Source organism: Kitasatospora sp. NPDC032757 (genome assembly GCF_055579305.1).
On the sequence record NZ_JBVINN010000001.1, the window covers coordinates 452,871 to 474,533 of the forward strand.

Below are 21,663 nucleotides of genomic sequence, written 5' to 3' on the forward strand. Positions count from 1 at the left end.
GGGCATGACTTGACGATCAGCGCCGGTCCCGTGCCGAATCCCAGACACTGCTCCCGACGAAGTGCACGTCGTAGGTGTCCTGGTCGGGCATCAGGTCGTCGAATCGCTCCCGGCCCCCGGCGATCCTGGACAGCCGGCGGAAGTACTCGAAGCGCTCCACACCCGGTGCGGCGATGACGAGGAGGTCCGTCGCAGCGCCGGGGGCGGCCCCGAAGGCATGGGGCAGTCCCGGGGGTACGGCGACCAGTCCGCCGGCGCCCACGACGGCCATCCGGTCGCCGAGCAGGAACTCGGCGGTGCCGTCGAGGACGGAGAACACCTCCCAGGACACCGCGTGGTAGTGCGGCCTGGCGCCGTCGGCACCCGTCCCGAGCGTCAGCCGGTTGGCACCGAACGCGCCGCCCGTGCTGCCGGCGTCGGCCAGCAACTGGAAGGCGCCGTGCGGCATCTCGACACGCTCCACCTCGGCCAGCTGCACCACGAGCGGGCCCGGCTGCTTGCTTCCCATGATCTCCTCGTCTCCCGGCTTGCGCCGTCCCCGGGCCTCCGACGTCCGGAACCGGGTCGCTCCCCATTGGACCGGCCGGGATGATCCGCGGACCAGAAGGACTTGGAGCACACAGTCATCATCGATCGTGATGAAGAAGGGGGCGCGGGGTGGAGCTGAGGCAGCTTCAGTACTTCGTCGCGGTGGCGGAGAACGGCGGATTCGGCCGGGCGGCCGAACGGCTGGACATCGTGCAGTCGGCCGTGAGCCAGCAGATCCGCAGGCTGGAACGGGAACTCGGCGTGGTGCTCTTCGACCGTTCCACCCGGCACACCCGGCTCTCCGCCGCCGGTGAACGCCTGCTGCCGGAGGCGCGGGCGGCGCTCGCCGCCGTCCGGCAGGTCGGCCTCGTGGCCGCCGAGGTGCGGGGCGGCCGGGACGGGGTGCTGCGGCTCGGCACCGTGCAGGTGCCGGGCGACCGGCTGTACCGGGCCCTGGCCGAACTCGCCGACCGCACGCCGCGACTGCGGGTCCGGCTGCGGCGGGCGTCGCCGGCCGAACGGCTGGCGGCGCTGCACCGGGGCGAGCTGGACGCGGCCCTGGTCCGCGCCGCCGCCCTCCCGGACCACCCCGGTCTCCGGCTGGTCCCGGTGTGGCACGATCCGCTGTTCGTCGCCCTGCCGGCGGGCCACCCCCTCGCGGCAGAATCCGAACTCCACCTTGAGCAACTTGGTTTACTGCCACTGCGATTGGCCCCCCGGGACCGCAACCCGCCGTTCCACGGCCTGGTGACCGACGCCTGCCGGGCCGCCGGGATCGACCCGCCACGCAGAGAGCCGTTCACCAGCCTCCAGGAGACCCTCACGGAGCTGGGCGGCGACGTCGAGCCGTCCTGGACGGTCTTCTACGAGGTCACCGGCCTGCCCCAACTCCCACACGTGGCCGTCCGCCCACTCGCCGGAGCGACCGTCACCACCTCACTCGCCGTCCCCACGGGCCCCCCGACGGCCGCGATCCGGCAGCTGCTGCGGGCCCTGCGAGGGTGAGCAGCGCGGGTGGCCGAGCCCGGCTGCATTCGGTGCAGGCAGCCGGCCCTCAGTGCAGCAACACCGGGGCCAGCTCGCGCCACTCGCGGTCGGGGAGGGCGGCCGGGTCTGCGGTGAGGACCTGGATGCAGACGTGGTCGGCGCCGGCGTCGAGGTGTTCGCGGACGCGGCGGCGGATCGCGGCGGCGTCGCCGTGGGCGACGATCGCGTCGACCAGGCGGCGGCTCGGGCCGCCCACGATGTCCTCGTCGCCGAAGCCGAGCCGACGGACGTTGGCCTCCTGGTGGGCGGCCATCGCGACGTAGCCGGCCACGTGGGCGGTGGCCAGTTCGCGGGCGCGGGCCGGGTCGGTGTCCAGGACGACGGCCTGTTCGACGCCGAGGAAGGCTTCGGGCCCCATCAACTCCCGGGCCCGAAGCGTGTGTTCGACCGGGACGAAGTACGGGTGGGCGCCCCAGGTGCGTTCGGCGGCGAGCCGGAGCATCTTCGGTCCGAGTGCGGCCAGCACGCGGCGGGGCGCCGGGGCCGGCGCGGGGCTGTGCACGGGGACGGCGTCCATCGCGTCCAGGTAGGCGGTCATGGTGGCGACCGCCCGGCCGCGGGCGGGCATCGGGTAGCCGTCGAGTTCGTGGACGGTGTCGTCCACCCGGTGGCCGCCGAGGCCGAGCAGGTAGCGGCCGGGGAAGGCCTCGCCGAGGGTGCGGGTGGCGGTGGCGGCGGCGATCGGGTCGCGAAAGGCGATGTTGGCGATGCCTGAGGCGACGGTGAGCCGCCGGGTCGCCGACAGGAGCAGCCAGGCCTGGCCCGCCGTCTCCCGGCCGAACGCCTCGCCGAACCAGATCGCGCCGTACCCGAGTTCCTCGACCTCCGCGGCGGCCTCCCGGACGCGGCCGGCGGGCTGGGCGTCGAAGGCGAAGGTCCAGATCCCGACCTTGCCGAGGCCGTTCCACGCGGTGTCCGTCATCGGTGCTCCTCGAAGCTCGTCCGTGATCGTCAGGGGCAGGGCGCGTCAGGGCACGCCACAGCGGGGCCATCCGGAGAGGCTCTCCGGTTTGCCGTGGCCTACAATACGGAGAACCTCTCCGCTTGACCACCACCCGGCCGCCACCACCGGACCCAACCCCGGAACGACCGCCCCGGAACGACCGCCCACCGACCGCGAGGACCCCGCCCATGCCCCCGACGCAGCGCACCGACGCCCGGCGCAACCGCGAGCGGCTCCTCGCCGCCGCCCAGGAGGCGTTCGCCGAGGCCGGCGCCGAGGCCTCGCTCAACGACATCGCCCGGCGGGCCAGCGTCGGCCCGGGCACCCTCTACCGGCACTTCCCCAACCGGGCCGCCCTGCTCGCCGCCGTCCTGCAGGAACGCGTCGGCCGACTCTGCGCCCGCGCCGACGAGTTGGGCGCCACCGAGCCCGCCGACCGGGCCCTCGCCGAGTGGCTGCGCGCATTCATCACCCATGCGCGCACCAATCACGGCCTCGGCGGCGCGCTGCTGCTGGAGGTCACCGACGCGCTGGGCGAGGACTGCCACCGCCGGATCGAGGCCGCCGCCACTTCCGTCGTCGCCCGCGCACAGCGCGAGGGCACCGCCCGCCCGGACGTCACCCCGCACGACCTGCTCCGCCTCGCCCTCGGCATCGCCCTCACCACCACCGGGTCCGGACCGGACGACGAGGCGAGCGCCGACCGCCTGCTCGCCCTCGTCCTGGACGCCGCCCACGCCCCGGCCCGCTAGGCGAGCCCGAGCCTCACCCGGAGACCGGGGCCCGGTCGGTGATCCAGCCGAGGGCGTTGACCAGGCCGACCGCGCCGAAGGGCTACGCCCAAAGGCCGCACCGAAAAGGCCACGCCCGCGGCAGGCTGCCGCGGGCGTGGCCCACACAGGGACGGGAGGGTCAGAACTGGGTGCTGACCGTCACCCCGCTGAAGTCGGTGTTGGCGTAGAGGCTGATGTAGCGGTAGCCGGCCGTCGGGTTGGTGACGGTGATGCTCTGCGTCGAGCCCGGGTTGGTGGAGGAGGCGGTGAAGGCACTCGACGAGGCCCAGGTGTTCGCGTTGTAGTACAGGTACGCGGTGCCGGTGCCGCCGGAGGCATTGATCTTCAGGGTGCTGGTGCCGGCCGGCAGGTAGACGTAGAAGTACGTGAGGCCGCCGGCGGTGCCGGCGAGGTTGGAGCGGGAGCAGTTCTGGCCGAGCGCGTCGGTGCGCGGGTCGGTGCAGGTCGGCAGGGTGGTGCCGCCGCCGGTGCCGGTGGTGACGGTGACCGAGGCCGGGGTGCTGGCGGTCCTGCCGGTGTTGTCGGTGACGGTCAGCGCCACGGTGTAGGTGCCGGCCTTGGCGTAGCCGTGGGTCGGGTTCTGCTGGTCGGACGAACCGCCGTCGCCGAAGGTCCAGTGCCACGCGGTGATCTGGCCGGGGCCGGTCTGGACGGACTTGTCGGTCAGGGTGACGGTCGCGCCGTTGACGGCGGAGCCGAACAGGGCGGTCGGGCCGGCCGCGTAGCAGGCGCCGCCGGCGCAGCTGTCGAGCCAGGCGTCGAAGTCGGCGTCGTAACCGGTGCCGACGTTGTTGTAGACCGCGTAGCCGCCCTGGTAGTCACCGGTGCGGAAGCGTGCGAGCATGGCCGCGATGTCGGCCGGGTGCTTCTCGAACATGTACCGGACAGCGAGGTAGCCCCACGGGTAGGTGCGCACCGTGTCCGAGTTGTTGTACGTGTTCTGGAAGACGGTGCTGAGCTTGTAGGTGTGCTTGGCGGCCTCGGCCATCGCCTGGGTGTCAGTGGTGCCGCGGTAGGCGTAGGACTGGTACTCGGCGAAGCCTTCGATCCACCAGATGTCCGGGACGGAGATCTCGGTGGTGAAGTTGCCCTTCATGTCGTGGATGCTGTCCAGGTAGTGCGTGTACTCGTGGTTGAGGTTCCACACGTTGGCGGTGAAGCCGTCGTTCCACGACTTCTGGTACATCACGCACACGGCCTGGTTGTTGGGGTCGGTCGGGTCCATGACGGTCTGGCCGCCGTTGTCGGTGGAGTTCCCGAAGATCGCCCAGGAGTACGTCAGGTAGTCGGCCTGGTTGGCGAAGACCGCGAGGGTGAGGGTCTTGTCGTACTGACCGGGGATGGGGCCGTTGTCCTTCACCAGGCCGTGGAAGAAGGTGTCCTCGCCGCGCAGGCTGGCGCAGACGGCGGCCAGGTCGGCGGGCGACAGGGCCTCGGTCTGGATGGTGCGGTTGTCGCAGACCAGCTGGTTCGGAAGCACCGCCGCCGTCAGCTTTGCCGGCAGGTTGCAGGTGCCGTAGTACGAGCACTGGCCGGGGTCGAATGCGTTGGCCTGGTACGCGGTGTGGACGTAGAGCGGGCCGGTGACGCCGGTGATCTGGCTGGCGTCGAGCACCGCCTTGACCTGGCCCTTGGCCACGGCCTCGACGGCGGGGCCGTCACCGGCCATGCGGCCGAGGTCGTTGCCGGCGTTGGTGTCGAGGTAGGCGTTCGCCGTGCCGAGCAGGTCCTTGTGGTTGATGGCGAAGGTGCCGAGGGTGGTGGCGATGCTCGGGTCGGCGGAGACCGCCTTGACGAAGTCGGCGTTCCAGTTGCCGCGCCAGAGCGGCGCGGAGAGCACGGCGTTGACCGCCTTGAGCATCTTCGGGTACGCGTTGTACGAGTTGTTGTAGCTGTTCAGCACCTGCTTGTAGACGCCCAGGTAGCTGCTCTGCAGGTTGGCGCTGTCGGTGAGGACCAGCACCTCGTTGAGCACGGTGCCGTTGTTGTCGGTGACGTCGGTCCAGTGGCTGCTCCCGAAGAACGCGTCGAGGCCGGCCTTGGAGGCGCTGGTGAGCGCGGCGTCGTACGGGCCGACGGCCCCCGCGTTGTTCGACTGCACGTACCAGCCGGCCCGCATGAACAGCACGAGCTGCAGGATGCCGGTCGAGTTGTCACCGGTGTAGCCGGCCGCCTGGCTCCGGAAGGCGTTGGTGACGGCGAGCATCTTCGGTTCCTTGAAGATGTTGCCCGCGTCGGTGCCGGTGACGTTGTACAGCGTGCTGACGCAGTCCAGGGTCGAGCCCTCGACGAAGGAGACCAGGTCGGCCCCGCTGCGGCTGCCGAAGTCGGCCGGGGTACAGCTCTGCGCGGTCGCGGCGGCGCCGGCGGCGGCCGCAGCGGCGGGCGCCGCACTCAGCGGGCCGGCCGCGCCCGCGGTGGAGTGGGTGGAGGTGCCCGGCTTGGCCGGGGGCGTCTGCTGCGCGCCCGGGCGCGGCGCGGTCTGCACGCTGGTCCCGGCCGGCTGGCCCATCACGACCTGGCCGAGCAGCGCCGGCGGCAGCGGCTTGGCCACGGGGGCCATGTCCTCGGACGGGTCCGCCGCGAGGAAGGCCCCGAGCGGCTTGGGGACGGCCGGGTCCGCGTCGGCCGACGGCTGGGCGGTGACGGACGACTGCGCGGCGGCCGTCGGCTGGGCGGCCTGGCCGGCGGCGGCGAGCGCCGGGACCGGCAGCAGGCCGGCGGTGGCGGCACAGCCGGCGACGAAGCCGGCCATGAGTGCGGGAAGGGGTATGCGGAGACGCACGGTGGGTCCTTCTCCTGTGGGGGAGGGCGCTTGACGACTGCCGAGGCATGGGGGAATCCGACGCGATCGTCCCAGTCATCGGAGGTTCAGAACAATGTCACAGGTCATATGACATCTGTTCGACCGGCCATAACACGGCCTCAGGTGAGGCGAAGGAGCCCCGGCGCACCCCCGAGCCGCCCCGAGCCGCCCGAACCGCCCGAACCGCCCGCTACGGCCTGGTCGGCCGGTACGTCCGCGCGGCCCAGGCCTGGAAGGCCGGCGAGGCGGCGATCAGGTCCCGGTACGCCGCGGCCGCCGCACCGAACAGGGTCTCCACCACCTCCCCGCTCACCCCGCCGGGCCGCCAGACCAGCAGGTGGCGGACCCAGATCGGCGTCCCGGCAAGCGGTTTGACCACCACGTGGGCGAGCGGCCGGGTGGTCGCCTGGACGGCGGAGATCCCCAGCCGGGCGGCGACCATCTCCTGGAGCTCCAGCCGCCCGCCGAGGAACGCGTGCACGGTCGCCGGCGTGAACCCCGCCGCGGCGCAGGCACCGTAGAAGACGCCGTGCCAGCCGGCCCCGTCGTCCGGGGTCAGGAACCAGTCCTCGTCGGCCAGGTCGACCAGGTCGATCTCGGTACGGTGCCGGAGCCGGTGGTCGGCCGGGAGGACGACGAAGACGGGCTCGGTGACGATGCCGCGATGGGCGACGGACGGCGAGTGGCGCAGCTCCTGGCCCGGGTAGTCCACGGCCACGGCGGCGTCCGCGTCCCCCTGCTCCAACAGGTCGACGATGTCGGAGGACCGGTAGACGGAGGTCACCGTGAACCGCTGGTCGGGACGCTGTTGACGAGCCCGGGTGACCAGCCCCGGCAGCATCGGCGAGTTGGTCGCGGCCAGGCGCAGCTCCCGGCGGGCCGGCCCGTCGGGAGAGTCCGGGCGGCGCCCCAGGCCGTCGGCGCGCATCAGCAGGTCGCGGGCGGCGGCCAGCACCTCGACCCCGAAGCAGGTCGGCGCCACCCCCAGGGCCGTGCGCTCGAACAGCGGCGCGCCCAAGTGGCGTTCGATCCGGCGCAGTTGCGTACTGGTGGCCGGCTGCGAGGCGCCGAGCAGTGCGGCGGCCCGGCCGACGCTCCCGGCGTCGGCGATGGCACACAACACCCGAAGGTGCCGCAGCTCCAGCTCCATGGCCTCCCCCTCCCCCTCGCACGACGGCCGGACCCTCCCGGCCGACGGCGTCGGGCGGGTTCCGCCGAGGACGGTGCAACAGCACACATGACATGTCAGCGGCCAACCATCACCCCTCGCGTTTCGCCCCGTCAAGGCCCTCCCGGGGTCCGACCAGCAGGATCGGCACCACCTTTTTCCTGCGCATGGTCTCCACCTGACCACCCCGTGACCTTCCCCGCGCCGGGCCGCCGGCCGGCAACCGCGACCCGCCCCCGGACGCCGGACCCCGGACCGACGGTGCACCTCAGAGGGCGTTCTGTGAGGGTGTGTGAGGTACTGCCACGCTGTGCGGTCGAGAGCTGGTACCGCTGAGCGCCTACACCCCCGAACTCGGTCCCGAACAGGCGAGTTGACCGTAGGATCGAAGCGGTTGCACACGGGGGGAAACATGAAGATTGACTCGCTGCGTCACCATGCCGTCATTTCGGCGGTCATCGGGCTGGCAGTGGCCGCCTTGGTCTCCTGCACCGCTTCCACGCACGCCGGCCCGGCCTCGTCCGCCACGATCCCACCGAGCGCGTTCAAGCTGCCGGTCTCCGGTGAAGTCGCGGCAGGTCTGGCCCGGATCCGCGCCGCCGCGAAGGACAACCAGCCCAAGGATCAGTGGGGACACTACCGGGACGAGGGCGGCACGATCTGGTACTTCTGGCCCCTGCGAGACGGCCGGTTCTGCACCGGGCGGGAGTTTCACATCGAGGACGACACCACTACCCAGGAAGTCGGCTGCACAACCAACCCCCTCCCCGGCGACAGCACGCCAGCCCTGAACGCGCTCGCCGGCCCGGCCAGCGTGCACGGCGGCCGGTGGGTGAGCTTCCTCTACGCCGACCAGGAAGAGGTCCTGGACATCGCCTGCGGCGACCAGCACCTCACCGCCGAACGCATCACCCGCTTCCCGATCCCCTACGGCCAACGCACCATCTACGCCGTCAGGACCCCGTGGGCCGCACTTGGCATCCTGTACGCCCAGGCCCGCCACGCGGACGGCAGTACCACACCCGACCGGGTGCAGTTCCCGGGTGCCGACGGGGCAGCGCACGCTTCCTACGAACACGTCTGCGCCTGAGCAGGCGTTCTGTGGCCTTCGCCGGAGTTCAGCTTGAGTTGACCTCTGGGGTGACCGGCGCCGGGATGGTAAGGGGAACTCCTGCTGCCCTTTCCGGGCAGGGGCCGCCGCCCACCACCGGAGCCGTTTCCACGGCCGCAGGTCCGGCACAGGTCACCGCCTGTCCGGGTGGCCGCAGAAGCACCACCAGGCTCTCCCGGAACAAGGGTTGACATCGCAAGTTGGTCTAGTCCACCGTAGGGGAAAGCACGTTTGACGAGGCGGAAAGTCCTGGCGAGACGCCCTGCCGGATACGCGAGTTGGCCCACAACTCCGCATGTCCGCCAACGGTGTCAACGACCCGCGAGGGGCTTCCAGCACCAGAAGGAGGAAGGAACCCCGGCCCTGTCTCCGCGGACAACCCGCAGCACGCGCAGCGACGCAGCAGCACCCGCAACAGCAACCGCAGCAGCACTCGCAGCGACCGCGTGACCGCGTGACCGCGTGACCGTGAGAACCCGCCCGGGAACCGCGAGCATCGCAACCCTCCATGGCACCCGGCAGCCCTGCCCGGGCGGTCACGCCCCCTGCCCCGGCGGTCACACCCTCACCCGTGGGCGGCAGGCCCGGGCCGGCTTCACCGGCCTCCCCCAGCATCCCCTTCACGACGGTCCGTTGGCGACCGCCGCCCGGCACCTCTCCCCTTCGAGCGCCACGCCGGATCGCAAGCGCCGGCCCCGTCCGCACACGACGCCGGTCCACGGCACCCGTCGTCACCACCACACGCCCACACGCCCGCACGCCCACACGCCCGCACGCCCACAGACCCGCACGCCCGTACGCGCGCGACCGGCCGGACGCGACCGCCGGACGCGACCGCCACCGACCCACCGCCAGGCCGCGGTTCACGCCTGGCCGCACGAAGTATTCCGATCCTTGGAGTGATTGCATGCCGACCCCTGACGGATATCTCTACCGGGCCGCGTCGGACCGTCCGTACTTCAGCAACGACGGCGAGGCCTACCTCGCCCGGACGCCGCTGAAGGACATCGAGAAGTCCCGGCCGCTGCGCGTGCTCTCCGAGGACGACTTCACCTTCTGGCAGACCTACGGCTACGTGGTCGTGAAGGAGGCGATTCCCGCCGAGGCGGCCAAGCGCCTGCTGGACTTCGCCTGGGACTTCCAGGGGCTCGACCCCGAGCGGCAGGAAACCTGGTACGAGGAGCGGGAGTTCCGTGACGAGCTGGACCAGCACCTGCACGTCTACGGCTTCGTGGAGGCGTACCAGCACCAGCTGATCTGGGACAGCCGCCAGGCGCAGCGGGTGTACGACGCGTTCGTCGACGTCTGGGACTGCGAGGAGCTGTGGGTCACGCTGGACCGGCTCAACCTCAACCCGCCGAACGTGAAGAACCGTGACCGCGCGCTGATCGAGCCGACCGACACGGGGTTCGACATCGAGCTGCACTGGGACGTCGACACCACGCAGGGCATGCTGCCGCAGCGCGTCCAGGGCATCATCGCGCTCAACGACACCCGGGCGGACCACGGCGGCTTCCAGTGCAACCCGGAGCTGTTCCGGCAGTTCAACCGGTGGCAGGCTGCCCAGCCGGCCGACCGGGACCCGATCCGGCCCGCCGTCGACCGCGCCGAGTTCCCGGTGGTCCGGCCCGAGCTGAGCGCCGGCGACCTGCTGATCTGGAACGGCATGCTGGCCCACGGCGTGGCCCGGAACACCTCGGCGGGCGGCGTCCGCGCGGTCCAGTACCTGTCGATGATGCCGGCGTTGGAGGAGCACGAGGAGCTGAGGCGCTCGCGGATCGAGTCCTGGCACGACCTCTCCACGCCGACCTGGAACAGGACGCTGGTCGGCGACGCGCGCCGGCACGAGTCGTTGCGGTACGGCCGCGCGGAGCTCAACGGCCTCGGCACCAGACTGCTCGGCCTCGAGTCCTGGCACGAGCAGGACCGGAAGCCCGCCACCGACCAGGACCCCCAGCACGCCGAGGCGCAGGACGCCGAAGGGTGAAGCGGAGAACCGGCATGCACAGGATCTGCCTGACCCTGCCCACCAACCGGCCCTGCGCCGCCACGATTTCGGCGGTCGGCGAGGAGGCGGCGCACGCGGCCGAGCACTTCGGTGTCGAGGTCCACCTGCTCCTCCTGGACTCCTCCGACGAGCCGACGTTCGCCGTGCACGCCAAGGCGGCCGCCGCGCTGCCCGAGACGCCGAACGTCACCGTGCACCACCTCGACGAGGCCCGCCAGCGCGCGTTCCTGCGAGCGGTGATCCACCGCTCCGGCGTCGCCGATCCGGACACCGTCCTCGGCCTGATGCTCCCCGACGCCGTCTCCTACGGCGCCTGCACCAACCGCGCCTTCCTGCTCGCCGCCGCCCTCGGCTGCACCTCCGTCCACCGCCGGGACTCCGACAGCGCCTACCAACTCCTCGACGGAAACCCGGTGTTCCCGATCCACCACGAGCTGCTCTCGCTCGGCAAGCGGGCCGCCGACGCGAGACCCGGCGTCACCCACAACACGCTCGACCCGGTGCACGCCGAGAAGCCGGTGGCCATGGTAGGCAGCTCCTTCGTCGGCGAACTCTCGGTCGACATCGGCGAGATCAGGGAACTGGACCCGGCCCTCTACTACGAGGTGGTGGGCCTCTGGGCCCCGGCCGGGGCGTCGGAGGAGGAGAAGCGGGAGCTGGTGGAGGACTCGTTCACCGGAGCCGGCACCGAGCCGTTCACCGCCGACCGGTCGGTCCTGGACCTCCCCGACATCTGGCGGGTGGACATGTGCAACCTCGGCCTCGACCACGAGGTGTACGAGCGCGTGCCGCTGCCGCCCGCGACCGACACCATCGGCAGCGACTACTTCCTCCTCCACGTGGTCCGCGACGCGACACTCCCCGGCGTCGTCCACAACCGCAACATCGTGAACTACTACACCCCCGAGCGGCGGACCGGTCCCGGATTCACCGCCTACCAGGTGCGGTTCACCAAGTTCCTGCTGTCGATGCTCTACCTCTACCCGGTCTACTTCGACATGGAGGAGGCACTCGACGCCCTCCTCGACGGCGAGCACCACGTCCGCGTCGACGCGATCCTCGACTCGGTCCGGCGCAGCATCGGCACCGACCGCGCCGAGAACCACCGCCGGCTCGCCGTACTCGACCGCTGCTACCGCGAACTGGGCGGCAAGTACGCCGAGTTCGCCGATCACCTGGCCCCCCGCCGCGAGCAGCTGCTGGACGAGGCACAGGCCGACGCCGAGTCCTTCGCCCGGCTGATCGAGGCCTGGGGCCCACTGGTGCGGGCGAGCCGGGCCACCGGCCTCGGCCGGACGGCCCGGTAGCCGGGCCCATGGAGCTGCTGACGATGCATCAGAAAAGGTTTTTCCCTGCCGGCGCCGCCGTTCCCGGCGCGCCCCTACGCGACCCGGGCATTCCCCACACGCCCCTACCTGCCAGAGCCCTGCCCAGCGCGACCCTCCCCAGCGCGGCCCTGCGCGCCGCCCTGGCCGCGGGCACCGACGACCGGATCATCTACGACCTCGACGGCATCGCGGGCCAGTACGCGGCGCTGCTGCGGGAACTGCCCGGCATCACCGTCCGGTTCGCCATGAAGGCGTGCCCGGTCGACGAGGTGCTCGCCACCCTGGCGCAGCTGGGCGCCGGCTGCGACGCGGCCAGCCCGCACGAGATCGGACAGGCGTTGCGGGCCGGCGTCCCGGTCGGGCGGATCCACTACGGCAACACCGTCAAGTCCGACCGGAACATCGCCGAGGCGTACCGGCTCGGCGTCCGCGACTTCGCGACGGACAGCCTGGCGGACGTCGCCGCGCTGGCCGTTCACGCCCCGGGTGCCCGGGTGTTCTGCCGGCTCGCGACCACCGGGCAGGGGGCGCTCTGGGGCCTCAGCCGGAAGTTCGGCTGCTCGCCCGAGGACGCCGTCCTGGTCCTGGAGGCGGCGCGGGCGGCGGGGCTGACCCCGTCCGGGCTCTCCGTCCACGTCGGTTCGCAGCAGATGACCTCCGGCGCCTGGCAGAGTGCACTGGACGAACTGGTCGCCCTGGTCGAGACATTGACCGGCCGGGGCATCCGGCTGGACCACGTCAACCTCGGCGGCGGGCTGCCCGCCCTCGGCGTCCTCGACAAGCGGGGGCGGCCGCTCGACCCGCCGGTGGACAAGATGTTCGCCGTGATCCGGGAGGGCATGCAGCGCCTGCGGGAGGTGTCGGCCTCGCCGCTGGAGTTCCTGCTGGAGCCCGGCCGTCACCTGGTCGCCGACCACGGTGCCATCCGGGCCCACGTCGCCCGCCTGTCGGCGCGGCAGCAGCTCTCCGGCGAGCGGCAGCACTGGCTCTACCTGAGCTGCGGCAAGTTCAACGGCCTGTACGAGATGGACGAGTTGCAGTACCGGCTGGAGTTCCCCACCCACGCCTCCGGAGCGAACGGCGGGAACGGCGGAAAGGGCGGAAAGGGCGGAAACGGCGGGAACCGCGGGGACCGCGGCGCCGGCCGGGACAGCCGGGACGGCGTGCCCGTCCAGGTCGTACCCGCCGTCGTAGCGGGCCCGACCTGCGACAGCGACGACGCGTACGCCCACGAGGACGGCCTGGTCCGGGTGCCGCTCGCCGCCGCCTCGGGGGACCCGGTCTGGATCTTCTCCTGCGGCGCGTACGCCACCGCCTACATGACGCAGGGCTTCAACGGCTTCCAGCCGCTCCCGTACACCTGCATCGGCAGGGGCGACGTCTCCATGGGAGGTTCCGAGTAGATGTCCGACGACATCCGCATCCGCCAGCTGGCCGCCGGTGACTGGGACGACGTGGTCGCGCTGGAGGAGCGCGCCTACGCCGCGAGCGGCCTGTCCGAGGGCCGGGCCGCCCTGGAGTCCCGGGGCCGCGCCTCGCCCGGCTCCTGCTTCGCGCTGGAGTACCGGGGCCGGTTCGGCGGTTACCTGCTCGCCCTGCCGTACCCGCTGTTCCGGTGCCCCGACCTGAGCCTGGCGGAGGCGTCCGACGACCTGGCGGAAGCATCCGACAGCCTGGCGGAAACGTCCGACGACCTCGCGGAAGCGTCCGACGGCCTTCCGGGGTGGCCGACCGGCAGGCCGACGAACATGCACGCCCACGACCTCGTCATCTCCGAGGAGCTGCGCGGCCGCGGGCTGGCGCCGCTGATGCTCGGCCATCTCGCCGAGACCGCCCGGGCCCGGGGGTACGCCACCATCTCGCTGGTGGCCGTCCGCGGCAGCGAGGTCGTCTGGGCGCCGCTCGGCTACCGGGCCGACCCGGAGGTCGCGCTCCCGGAGAGCTACGGCGACCGCGCGCTCTACATGTCGATGGCCCTGCCACCCCTGAAGCCCGTCCCGACCGCCACCACCGTCACGGCGGGCGCCGGGGCCGGGGCAACCGCGCACACCAACGACCCGCTGGCCGGGTCACCACCGAGAGTCGAAGTGGGCTGATGCACATGTTCCGCGTTCGCGATGACTACCGCCGGGCACAACTGGCCATCGCGGCACTGTTCCTCTTCCTCGGCTTCCAGTACGCGACCTGGGTCTCCCGGCTCCCCGCGCTCCGCACCCGGCTCGACCTGGGGGAAGCCGAGATCGGCCTGCTGCTGATGGTCTGCGGCGTCGGCGCCGCCGTCTCCTTCCCGCTCGTCGCGGTCCTGATGAGGCGCCTGGGCTCGCGCGTGCTGGCGTCCGTCTCGGCACTCGCGCTGGGCGCCGTGCTGCTCGCCCTCTCCGTGGTGCCCAACTACCCGGTCACCCTGCTGGTCGTGTTCTGCGACGGCGTCGCCGTCGGCTGTCTGAACGTCGCGATGAACGCCCAGGGCGCGGCGCTGGAGGTCAGGTACGAGCGGACCGCGATGTCCCGGCTGCACGCGACGTTCAGCGGCGGCTCGCTGCTGGCCGCGCTGCTCGCCTCCGGCATCAACGCCTTCACCACCACCCTCGCCGTCCACTTCGGCGTGGCGACCGCACTGCTCGTACTCGTTCTCGGCCTCGCCCAGCCGGGCCTGCTCCGTGAGGGCCGGCCCGCGGAGAAGACCGCCCCGAACGAGCCCGCGACGGAGAAGCGCCGCAAGCTCTCCCTCCCCTCCCGCGTGACGATCTGGATGGGCCTCGCCATGGTCTTCGGCACCGTCACCGAGGGCGCGATGAACGACTGGTCGGCGCTCTACATCAAGGACGTGGTGCACGCCGCGCCGTCGCTGGCGCCGATGGGCATCGCGGTCGTCTCGGTGATGATGGTGCTGGCCCGGATCTTCGCCGACGGCTGGCGCCGCCGCATCGGCGACGGCCGGATCGTCCGGGCCGGCGGCGTGCTGGCCGGGTCCGGCCTGGCGATGGCCCTGCTGGTCGGCGGCCTGGTACCGACGCTCATCGGCTTCGCCTTGGTCGGCGTGGGCGTCGCAGCCGTGACCCCCTGCGTGTACGTGGCGGCGGCCCGACAGGGCTCGGACGCGCTCTCGCTGGTCGCCGCCATGGGCACGACCGGCCTGCTGGCGGGCCCGGCCGTGATCGGCTTCATCGCCGACGCGGGCAGCCTGGCCTGGGGCATGGGAGCGGTCGCCGCCTCGGCGGGGACCGTCTCGCTCTGCGCCACCCGGATCCGCTGGCCCGCACTCAGGGAACCCGCGGCATCGAAGCCCGCAGCACAGGAGGACCCCACCGGCGGCACCGTCCCGGGCCCGGCGGCCCTCACGGAGGCCTGAGCCACACCAGGGTCCCTCCGCCCCCAGGCACCCTCACGCGGCCCCCGCCCCTCACCGGGCGGGGGCCCTCGACGCCCGGCCTCCCCAGGTGGCGTCCCGACGCCCCCCGGCCGAAACACGGTGGAACCGGCCCCGCCCCGCTGGCTAGGGTCGAGGGATGACCACTCGCACCTTCCGCATCATGGTCCGCGGCGTTTTCGACGAACTCACCGCCGACCAGCGCGCCCGGCTCCTCGCCGACGCCGCCGAGCACAGCATCCTCCGCGCGGCCTTCACCCCCGAGGGCCACCTCAGCTACGACCTCACCGCCCGTACCGCCTTCACCTTCCGCTTCCTCGACTCCGGCGAGGCGGAGGAGGACATCCTGGACGCGACCGAACGCGCCGAGGAGGCGGCGAAGGCCTGGCTCGCCGAAGGCGGCTTCGGCTACAAGAACCTGCGTTCCCAGGCCGAGGACCTCTCCCAGGCCGCCCTCGGCAAGCGGCAGCGCCGCGCCGCCGCCGGCCGCACCGACTGACCCCACCCCCTCCGACCCCACCCCCTCCCCCCTTCTGCCCGTCCTTGACTGCTCAGTCCGCTGATATGCTTGAGCAGTCAAGGAGGCAGCAATGAGTGAGACCCTGGACGCGTCCCTGCGTCTGCTGCGCGCACAGGCGGCACTGGTGAAGCGGTTCGACGCGAGCCTGAGCGGCCTGCACGGCGTCAGCCTGGCCGACTTCACCCTGCTGCTCCGCCTGGGGCAGGCGCCCGGCGGCCGTCTGCGCCGGGTGGACCTCGCCGAGGCGCTCGGCCTGACCGCCTCCGGCGTCACCCGCGGGCTGGCACCACTGGAGCGCATCGGCCTGGTGACCCGCGAGTCGGACGCGCGCGACGCCCGGGTCGCCTACGCCTCGCTCACCGACACCGGCCGCGAGCGGCTCACCGACATGCTGGCCACCGCCCGGCACGTCGCCGACGAGGTGTTCGCCGCACCGCACTGGAGCCCTCAGGACGTCGGCCTGCTCTCCGAGCTGACCACCCGCCTCGGCGGCACCGGCCTCGACGGCACCCGCCGCCCGTAGCCACCGGCCCGTCCACCCTGACCGGATCGTTCCGCACCCGGCCCCGATGATGCCTTCAGGCGCGTGCCCGCACCCACCATGATCGAGGCATGAACAGCGCACTCGTCGTCATCGACGTCCAGGAGTCCTTCCGGCAGCGGGCCAACTGGGCGGCCGTCTCCAACCCCGGCATCGTCGGCCAGGTGAACCGCCTCGTCGAGCACACCCGCGCCAACGGTGACCTCGTCGTCTGGGTCCTGCACGCCGAGCCCGGCACCGGCAACGTCTTCGACCCCGCCCTCGGCCACGTCCGCCCGATCGAGGGCCTCACCCCCGCCGCCGGCGAGCCCGTCATCACCAAGACCTCGCACAACGCCTTCACCACCACCAACCTCCAGCAGCTGCTCACCGAGCGCGGCATCCGCGAACTGGTCGTCAGCGGCATCCGCACCGAGCAGTGCTGCGAGACCACCACCCGGATCGCCGCCGACCTCGGGTACCGGGTCACCTTCGTCACCGACGCCACCGCGACCCACCCCATCGAGCACCGCGACGCCCCGCCCGGGCGCAGCCTGGACGAGATCCTCGCCGACCCGCTCACCCTCTCCACCGACGAGGTCATCGCCCGCACCGAGTACGCTCTCGCCGGGCGGTTCGCCCGGATCGCCACCGTCGAGGAGCTGACCGGATCGTGACACGTGTCGTCTTCCTGCTCGTGCCGCAGCTGCACCTGCTCGACCTCGCCGGGCCCGCCCAGGTGTTCTCCACCGCGGCCGACCACGGCCTCGGGTACGAGATCGGCTACGTGGCCGAGCAGGAGGACGTCCCGACCGCCCAGGGCCTCACTCTCCGGGCCGCCACCGCGTGGCCGGAGCTGACCGCCGACGACCTGCTCGTCGTCCCCGGCTGGCGCGCCCCCGTGCTGCGGGCCCACGGCGAGCTGCTGCCGGCCACCCTGGGCCGGCTGGCCGCGCACCACGCGGCGGGCGGCACCGTCGCCAGCGTCTGCGCGGGTGCCGACGCCCTCGGCCGTGCCGGGCTGCTGGACGGCCGCCGCTGCACCACCCACCACGACGTGCAGGACGAACTCGCCCTGCGCCATCCTCGGGCGACCGTCGTCCGCGACGTGCTCTACGTGGTGGACGACCGCGTGGTCACCTCCGCCGGCATCGCCAGCGGCATCGACCTCGCCCTGCACCTCGTCGCCGTGCGCCACGGACCCGCTGCGGCCGCCCGGATCGCCCGCGAGATGGTCGTCTACGCCCGGCGCAACGGCGACGAGCAGCAGACCAGCGCCATGCTCCGGCACCGCGCCCACCTGGTCGACGCCGTCCACCGCGCGCAGGACCTCATCGACGCCCGCTTCACCACCCGTCTCGGCCTCGCCGGCCTCGCCGCGGCCTCCGGCGTCAGCGAACGGACCCTGACCCGCCACTTCACCGAGGCCACCGGGCTCACGCCGCTCCGCTACCAGCAGGAACTCCGGGTCGAGCGCGCCGAACACCTCATCTCCCACGGCGCGACCGCCGAGTCCGCCGCCCGGGCCGTCGGCTTCCAGGACGCGCGCATGCTCCGGCGCCTCCGCGCCCGCGGCTGAAACGCCGCCGCCCGGACCGGCTGCCGGAAGCCTCGCGGCAGTGCCAGAATGACCCTTGACACCAGATCAACCACTCCCGGGGCCGATCCGTTGAGCGCAGAGATCGCCGAACTCCTGACCCAGGCCGGCCCCTACCTGACGGGCGCCCTGGGCGCCTACGGCACCGCCGTCCTCACCCGCGCCGAGGACGCCGCGGCCGACGCCACCGCCAATGCCGGCCGCCGTCTGCTCCAGCGCGTCTGGCGCCGCGGCGACGCCACGCGGCGCGCCGAACTGGAGGCGACGGTCGCGGACGCGGACGAGGACCCGGATGCCGTCGCATCGGCACTGCGCCTGCACCTCCGGCGCGCCCTGCGCGATGACCCCGAACTCCGCAGCGAGCTCGCCGAGTTCCTCGCCGCCCCGCCGGCGCCCTCGATCACCGTCACCGCGGCCGGCGAACGTTCGATCGCGGCCCACACCATCCGCACCGCCATCACCGGCGACGGGCACCGCACCGACTCGTGACCGACCCCGCCGCCACGTCGGCCACCGCCGCGGGCCCGCGCTCGATCGCCGCCGGCTCGATCGGCACCGTCATCACCGGCGACGTCATCACCGGCAACGTCATCCTGACCGCCGACGCGCTCGCCTCGGCCCGCGGCACCCCCGCCCCGCCCGGCACCAACAACCTCGGCCCGCGCCCGCTCTGTGTCGGCCGCGAGGACGAACTCGCCTGGCTTCAGCGCGTGCTGACCTCCGACGGCGGCTCCGCCGTCACACCGGTGCCGGCCGTCCACGGGCTCGGCGGCATCGGCAAGACGACCCTCGCGCTGTACTACGCCCACTGCCGGCGCGACGACCACACCCTCATCTGGTGGATCAACGCCGAGTCCCCGGCCCGGCTGGAACAGTCCCTCGCCGCGCTGGCCGCACGGCTCGCCCCCACCTGGGCCGCACACGCCGCCGATCAGGAGCGGATCACCTGGGCGCTCTCACCCAGCACGAGCAGCTCTTCGGCGAGACCCACCCCGAGACCCTGAACAGCCGCACCGACCTCGCCTACGCCTACCGCAGGGCGGGCGACCTCGAACGCGCCATCGCCCTCTACGAAGCCACCCTCGCCCAACGCGAACAGGTCCTCGGCGACACCCACCCCGACACCCTGACCAGCCGCAGGTACCTCGCCCAGGCCCGTGCGAAACGCGACAAGCGTCGACCCCGCCCCTGATCCGCCGCGACCTGCCGGCGGCGAACGCACCCCGGGCCGCACCCAGGCCGCCGCTCTCCTCACCGCGCTCGCAGCGCCCTGACCGCCCAGTCCAGCACGGCGGCCGAACTCTCCGGCACCGACCAACCGTTGACCACCGCGAGCAACTCCAGGTAGCGCTCCCGCCGCGGGTCGTTCATCCGCTCCAGGCGCACCACCAACTCGCCAGCCCCGTCCACGAGTTGCGCGCACCTCAGGACGATCGCCGCGGCCACCTCCCCGGCCTGCGGAGAGTCCGGTTCGACCCCGGCCGCCACCGCCGGACCGGCCGACTCCTTGACGACGGCAGCCAGATCACGCCGCACGCCCACAGCGCCCACCCGCGCCCGCTCGGCCGCCTCGTCCTCGACCAGCCGCCGCAGCGCGGACCGGAACCCCGCGTCCCGGGACAGCTCGGCCAACTCCAGCCACGCCTCCACCTGTTCCGCCGTCGGCTCGTCCGGAAGCTCGGGCGTCAGCGACCGCCGGACCCCGTCGAACCCACCGAACCTGCCGGCCCCACCAGGCCCACCGTTCCCACCACTCCCGCCGGACCCGCCACTCCCACCGAACACCGCATCCAGGAACTCCCCCGTCAGCCGGTGCCGTTCGTCCTCCGAGAGGCGCGCCAACCGGTGCATCAGATTCGTCTCGTCCTCGGTCGATCCGCACCGCGCCACCGCCGTCAGCACCGCCCGCCGCAGCCGTAGCACCCGGATCTGGACCTCCAGGGCCTCGGCGTGTGCAGCGGCCACCTCCGGCAGCGGGCGTTCCCGCTCCACCACCTGCCGGATCTCCGGCAGCCCGATCCCCAGCTCGCGCAGTGTCCGGATCAGGTCCAGGCGGGCGAGCGCATCGACGCCGTACCGCCGGTGACCGGCCGGGTTGCGGCCGGCCGGCACCACCAGACCCTGGTCGGAGTAGAACCGGACGGTCTTCACCGTGAGCGCCGTCCGCCGCGCCAGATCACCGATCGAATAGAGCGTGTCGCCGTTCATGCCCCCACCCTCGCGCCTCCCCCTACGGGAGATGCAAGCCCGCCGCCCCGACCGGGGCACCGCCCAAAGGCGAGGGCGCCGAGCACCCGTCGCCACGCGACCGGCCCTCGGCGCCCCTGACGCCCCCGCCCCGAACGGCTACGCGGTCCGCCGCAGCAGCGCCAGGTACATCGCGTCCGTCCCGTGCAGGTGCGGCCAGAGCTGCACGTCCGGCCCCTCGCCCAGCGACGGGACGCCCGGCAGCAGCGGGCGCGCGTCGATCCACTCGACCCGGCCGCCCTGCTCGCGCAGCACGTCGTCCACGACCGCGCGCGTCTCCGCGAGGTGCGGCGAGCAGGTCGCGTAGCCGACGACGCCACCGACGCGGGTGGCCTCGATGGCCGAGCGCAGCAGGTCCCGCTGGAGCGGGCCGACGGCGGCGACGTCCTGCGGGCGGCGGCGCCAGCGGGCCTCCGGGCGGCGGCGCAGCGCGCCGAGGCCGGAGCAGGGGACGTCCACCAGGACCCGGTCGAAGCCGCCGGACTTCCACGCCGGCCGGGTGCCGTCGGCGGCGATCACGGTGTACGGGCCGGGGTTGCCTTCGAGTGCGCGGGCGACCAGCCGGGCGCGGTGCGGCTGCCTCTCGCTGGCGACCAGCGCGGCGCCCCGCTCGGCGGCCAGCGCGCCGAGCAGCGCGGCCTTGCCGCCGGGGCCGGCGCAGCCGTCCAGCCAGAGCCGGTCGGGGCCGTCGAGCGGTGCCGCGGCGAGTGCGAGCGCGACCAGCTGGCTGCCCTCGTCCTGGACGCCGGCCCGGTTCTGCTGCACGGCCTCCACCGAGCCCGGGTCGCCGCCCTCGGCGAGCCGCAGCGCGTACGGGGACCAGCGGCCGGGCTCGGCCTCGGGGAGGGCGTCGGCGAGTTCGCCGACGGTGGCCCGGCCGGGGCGCGCCACCAGGGTGACCTCGGGCCGCTCGTTGTCGGCGCGCAGCAGCTCCTCCACGGCGGCGCGCCCGGAGGCGTCGGGCTGCCAGCGGCCGAGCGAGTCCCAGAGGGCGGCGACGACCCAGCGGGGGTGGGAGTGGACGACGGCGAGGTGGTCCTCGGCGTCCTGGTCGTACGGCGGGGCGACCTGCCCGATCCAGGTGTCGAGGTCGTGGGCGCTGATCCGGCGCAGCACGGCGTTGACGAACTTGGCCTTGCCGTCGCCGAGGACCACCCGGGCCAGTTCGACGGTGGCCGAGACCGCCGCGTGGCTGGGGATGCGGGTGGTGAGGAGCTGGTGCGCGCCGAGCGAGAGCACGTCGAGCACCGGCGGGTCGACCTTGCTGAGCGGGCGGTCGATGCAGGCGGCGATGACCGCGTCGTAGGTGCCCTGCAGGCGCAGGGTGCCGTAGACGAGTTCGGTGGCGAGCGCGGCGTCGCGCCGGTCCATGCCCTTCTGCTCGGCCTCACGGAGCAGGGAGGGCAGGATCAGGTTCGCGTAGGCGTCGCGCTCGTCGACGGCGCGCAGGGCGCGGAACGCGACGATCCGGGCCGGGTCCTTCTTCGGGCGGCGGTGCGGCCGGGGCGCGCGCTTGGCGCCGGGGGTGCTGCTGGGCGTGCTCATACCTGTGTGCCTCAAAGTGCTGCGGGGTTATCAAGGGAACAGTAACGCGAAACCCGCGCCCGGGCTCCCAGGCCCGGCTTCCGGCGCTCTCCGCCGCCCGTTCGTCCAAGTAGGGTGATCATCTGCCCGCC

At 73.0% G+C, this 21,663-nt stretch carries 21 protein-coding genes; 15 read left to right on the forward strand and 6 right to left on the reverse strand.

The genetic code is table 11. The annotated features are described in order from the left end of the window. Positions 1 to 16: 16 nt before the first annotated feature. The gene (locus ACZ5WK_RS01995) at positions 17 to 508 is read right to left on the reverse strand and encodes a cupin domain-containing protein (RefSeq protein WP_465543981.1); all 492 of its coding nucleotides are present in this window, start codon (positions 506 to 508) and stop codon (positions 17 to 19) included. Between the two features lie 149 nt (positions 509 to 657). Here ACZ5WK_RS01995 and ACZ5WK_RS02000 point away from each other — a divergent pair, with 149 nt between their 5' ends. After that, positions 658 to 1,533, forward strand: a complete 876-nt coding sequence (locus tag ACZ5WK_RS02000; RefSeq protein ID WP_465543983.1) for a LysR family transcriptional regulator — start codon at positions 658 to 660, stop codon at positions 1,531 to 1,533. Positions 1,534 to 1,582: 49 nt separating this feature from the next. Here ACZ5WK_RS02000 and ACZ5WK_RS02005 read toward each other — a convergent pair whose 3' ends face one another. Beyond that, positions 1,583 to 2,497, reverse strand: coding sequence for a TIGR03620 family F420-dependent LLM class oxidoreductase (locus ACZ5WK_RS02005; RefSeq protein WP_465543985.1), 915 nt, complete (start codon positions 2,495 to 2,497; stop codon positions 1,583 to 1,585). A 209-nt stretch (positions 2,498 to 2,706) separates the two neighbouring features. Between ACZ5WK_RS02005 and ACZ5WK_RS02010 the strand changes: the two genes are divergently transcribed. Then, entirely contained in the window at positions 2,707 to 3,270 is a 564-nt protein-coding gene (locus ACZ5WK_RS02010) for a TetR/AcrR family transcriptional regulator (protein ID WP_465543987.1), read from the forward strand. A gap of 160 nt (positions 3,271 to 3,430) precedes the next feature. On the opposite strand, the gene ACZ5WK_RS02015 is transcribed toward ACZ5WK_RS02010, so the two are convergent. Next, complete coding sequence (locus tag ACZ5WK_RS02015; protein ID WP_465543989.1) at positions 3,431 to 6,097, reverse strand: collagenase; 2,667 nt, start codon at positions 6,095 to 6,097, stop codon at positions 3,431 to 3,433. Positions 6,098 to 6,308: 211 nt separating this feature from the next. Next, positions 6,309 to 7,268 (reverse strand): LysR family transcriptional regulator, encoded by a 960-nt coding sequence (locus tag ACZ5WK_RS02020; protein ID WP_465543991.1) that lies wholly within the window; start codon positions 7,266 to 7,268, stop codon positions 6,309 to 6,311. Positions 7,269 to 7,698: 430 nt separating this feature from the next. Here ACZ5WK_RS02020 and ACZ5WK_RS02025 point away from each other — a divergent pair, with 430 nt between their 5' ends. The 13 genes from ACZ5WK_RS02025 to ACZ5WK_RS02085 all read left to right on the forward strand — a co-directional run bounded on the left by ACZ5WK_RS02025 (position 7,699) and on the right by ACZ5WK_RS02085 (position 18,932). Then, positions 7,699 to 8,376 carry a hypothetical protein gene (locus tag ACZ5WK_RS02025; RefSeq protein WP_465543993.1) on the forward strand — a complete coding sequence of 226 codons (678 nt, stop codon included), beginning with the start codon at positions 7,699 to 7,701 and terminating at the stop codon, positions 8,374 to 8,376. A gap of 928 nt (positions 8,377 to 9,304) precedes the next feature. Then, positions 9,305 to 10,384: a phytanoyl-CoA dioxygenase family protein gene (locus ACZ5WK_RS02030; RefSeq protein ID WP_465543995.1), complete on the forward strand. Its 1,080-nt coding sequence runs from the start codon at positions 9,305 to 9,307 to the stop codon at positions 10,382 to 10,384. A 14-nt stretch (positions 10,385 to 10,398) separates the two neighbouring features. Continuing rightward, on the forward strand, positions 10,399 to 11,712 hold the full coding sequence (locus ACZ5WK_RS02035) for a DUF6271 family protein (RefSeq protein ID WP_465543997.1): 1,314 nt from the start codon (positions 10,399 to 10,401) through the stop codon (positions 11,710 to 11,712). Between the two features lie 23 nt (positions 11,713 to 11,735). After that, complete coding sequence (locus ACZ5WK_RS02040; RefSeq protein ID WP_465543999.1) at positions 11,736 to 13,136, forward strand: type III PLP-dependent enzyme domain-containing protein; 1,401 nt, start codon at positions 11,736 to 11,738, stop codon at positions 13,134 to 13,136. Continuing rightward, on the forward strand, positions 13,137 to 13,829 hold the full coding sequence (locus ACZ5WK_RS02045) for a GNAT family N-acetyltransferase (protein ID WP_465544001.1): 693 nt from the start codon (positions 13,137 to 13,139) through the stop codon (positions 13,827 to 13,829). A gap of 5 nt (positions 13,830 to 13,834) precedes the next feature. Continuing rightward, positions 13,835 to 15,085 (forward strand): MFS transporter, encoded by a 1,251-nt coding sequence (locus ACZ5WK_RS02050; RefSeq protein WP_465544003.1) that lies wholly within the window; start codon positions 13,835 to 13,837, stop codon positions 15,083 to 15,085. Positions 15,086 to 15,242: 157 nt separating this feature from the next. Then, positions 15,243 to 15,602, forward strand: a complete 360-nt coding sequence (locus tag ACZ5WK_RS02055; protein ID WP_396321625.1) for a DUF6204 family protein — start codon at positions 15,243 to 15,245, stop codon at positions 15,600 to 15,602. Between the two features lie 91 nt (positions 15,603 to 15,693). Continuing rightward, the gene (locus ACZ5WK_RS02060) at positions 15,694 to 16,146 is read left to right on the forward strand and encodes a MarR family winged helix-turn-helix transcriptional regulator (RefSeq protein ID WP_465544006.1); all 453 of its coding nucleotides are present in this window, start codon (positions 15,694 to 15,696) and stop codon (positions 16,144 to 16,146) included. An 89-nt stretch (positions 16,147 to 16,235) separates the two neighbouring features. Then, on the forward strand, positions 16,236 to 16,820 hold the full coding sequence (locus tag ACZ5WK_RS02065; protein WP_465544008.1) for a cysteine hydrolase family protein: 585 nt from the start codon (positions 16,236 to 16,238) through the stop codon (positions 16,818 to 16,820). Beyond that, positions 16,817 to 17,722: a GlxA family transcriptional regulator gene (locus tag ACZ5WK_RS02070; protein ID WP_465544010.1), complete on the forward strand. Its 906-nt coding sequence runs from the start codon at positions 16,817 to 16,819 to the stop codon at positions 17,720 to 17,722. The genes ACZ5WK_RS02065 and ACZ5WK_RS02070 overlap by 4 nt, the downstream gene beginning before the upstream one ends. A 90-nt stretch (positions 17,723 to 17,812) precedes the next feature. Beyond that, complete coding sequence (locus ACZ5WK_RS02075; RefSeq protein ID WP_465544012.1) at positions 17,813 to 18,229, forward strand: hypothetical protein; 417 nt, start codon at positions 17,813 to 17,815, stop codon at positions 18,227 to 18,229. Next, complete coding sequence (locus tag ACZ5WK_RS02080) at positions 18,226 to 18,744, forward strand: hypothetical protein (RefSeq protein WP_465544014.1); 519 nt, start codon at positions 18,226 to 18,228, stop codon at positions 18,742 to 18,744. The genes ACZ5WK_RS02075 and ACZ5WK_RS02080 overlap by 4 nt, the downstream gene beginning before the upstream one ends. Continuing rightward, on the forward strand, positions 18,741 to 18,932 hold the full coding sequence (locus tag ACZ5WK_RS02085) for a tetratricopeptide repeat protein (RefSeq protein ID WP_465544348.1): 192 nt from the start codon (positions 18,741 to 18,743) through the stop codon (positions 18,930 to 18,932). The genes ACZ5WK_RS02080 and ACZ5WK_RS02085 overlap by 4 nt, the downstream gene beginning before the upstream one ends. Positions 18,933 to 18,991: 59 nt before the next feature. Here ACZ5WK_RS02085 and ACZ5WK_RS02090 read toward each other — a convergent pair whose 3' ends face one another. Then, positions 18,992 to 19,948 (reverse strand): MerR family transcriptional regulator, encoded by a 957-nt coding sequence (locus ACZ5WK_RS02090; protein WP_465544016.1) that lies wholly within the window; start codon positions 19,946 to 19,948, stop codon positions 18,992 to 18,994. 138 nt (positions 19,949 to 20,086) lie between these two features. Next, positions 20,087 to 21,532, reverse strand: a complete 1,446-nt coding sequence (locus ACZ5WK_RS02095; protein ID WP_465544018.1) for an RsmB/NOP family class I SAM-dependent RNA methyltransferase — start codon at positions 21,530 to 21,532, stop codon at positions 20,087 to 20,089. Positions 21,533 to 21,663: the final 131 nt, after the last annotated feature.

Bases quoted from the DNA above. Each gene is read 5' to 3' on its own strand.
- ACZ5WK_RS01995 (WP_465543981.1), bottom strand. From the start codon at position 508: ATGGGAAGCAAGCAGCCGGGCCCGCTCGTGGTGCAGCTGGCCGAGGTG.
- ACZ5WK_RS02005 (WP_465543985.1), bottom strand. From the start codon at position 2,497: ATGACGGACACCGCGTGGAACGGCCTCGGCAAGGTCGGGATCTGGACC.
- ACZ5WK_RS02010 (WP_465543987.1), top strand. From the start codon at position 2,707: ATGCCCCCGACGCAGCGCACCGACGCCCGGCGCAACCGCGAGCGGCTC.
- ACZ5WK_RS02020 (WP_465543991.1), bottom strand. From the start codon at position 7,268: ATGGAGCTGGAGCTGCGGCACCTTCGGGTGTTGTGTGCCATCGCCGAC.
- ACZ5WK_RS02025 (WP_465543993.1), top strand. From the start codon at position 7,699: ATGAAGATTGACTCGCTGCGTCACCATGCCGTCATTTCGGCGGTCATC.
- ACZ5WK_RS02030 (WP_465543995.1), top strand. From the start codon at position 9,305: ATGCCGACCCCTGACGGATATCTCTACCGGGCCGCGTCGGACCGTCCG.
- ACZ5WK_RS02035 (WP_465543997.1), top strand. From the start codon at position 10,399: ATGCACAGGATCTGCCTGACCCTGCCCACCAACCGGCCCTGCGCCGCC.
- ACZ5WK_RS02040 (WP_465543999.1), top strand. From the start codon at position 11,736: ATGCATCAGAAAAGGTTTTTCCCTGCCGGCGCCGCCGTTCCCGGCGCG.
- ACZ5WK_RS02045 (WP_465544001.1), top strand. From the start codon at position 13,137: ATGTCCGACGACATCCGCATCCGCCAGCTGGCCGCCGGTGACTGGGAC.
- ACZ5WK_RS02050 (WP_465544003.1), top strand. From the start codon at position 13,835: ATGTTCCGCGTTCGCGATGACTACCGCCGGGCACAACTGGCCATCGCG.
- ACZ5WK_RS02055 (WP_396321625.1), top strand. From the start codon at position 15,243: ATGACCACTCGCACCTTCCGCATCATGGTCCGCGGCGTTTTCGACGAA.
- ACZ5WK_RS02060 (WP_465544006.1), top strand. From the start codon at position 15,694: ATGAGTGAGACCCTGGACGCGTCCCTGCGTCTGCTGCGCGCACAGGCG.
- ACZ5WK_RS02065 (WP_465544008.1), top strand. From the start codon at position 16,236: ATGAACAGCGCACTCGTCGTCATCGACGTCCAGGAGTCCTTCCGGCAG.
- ACZ5WK_RS02090 (WP_465544016.1), bottom strand. From the start codon at position 19,948: ATGAACGGCGACACGCTCTATTCGATCGGTGATCTGGCGCGGCGGACG.
- ACZ5WK_RS02095 (WP_465544018.1), bottom strand. From the start codon at position 21,532: ATGAGCACGCCCAGCAGCACCCCCGGCGCCAAGCGCGCGCCCCGGCCG.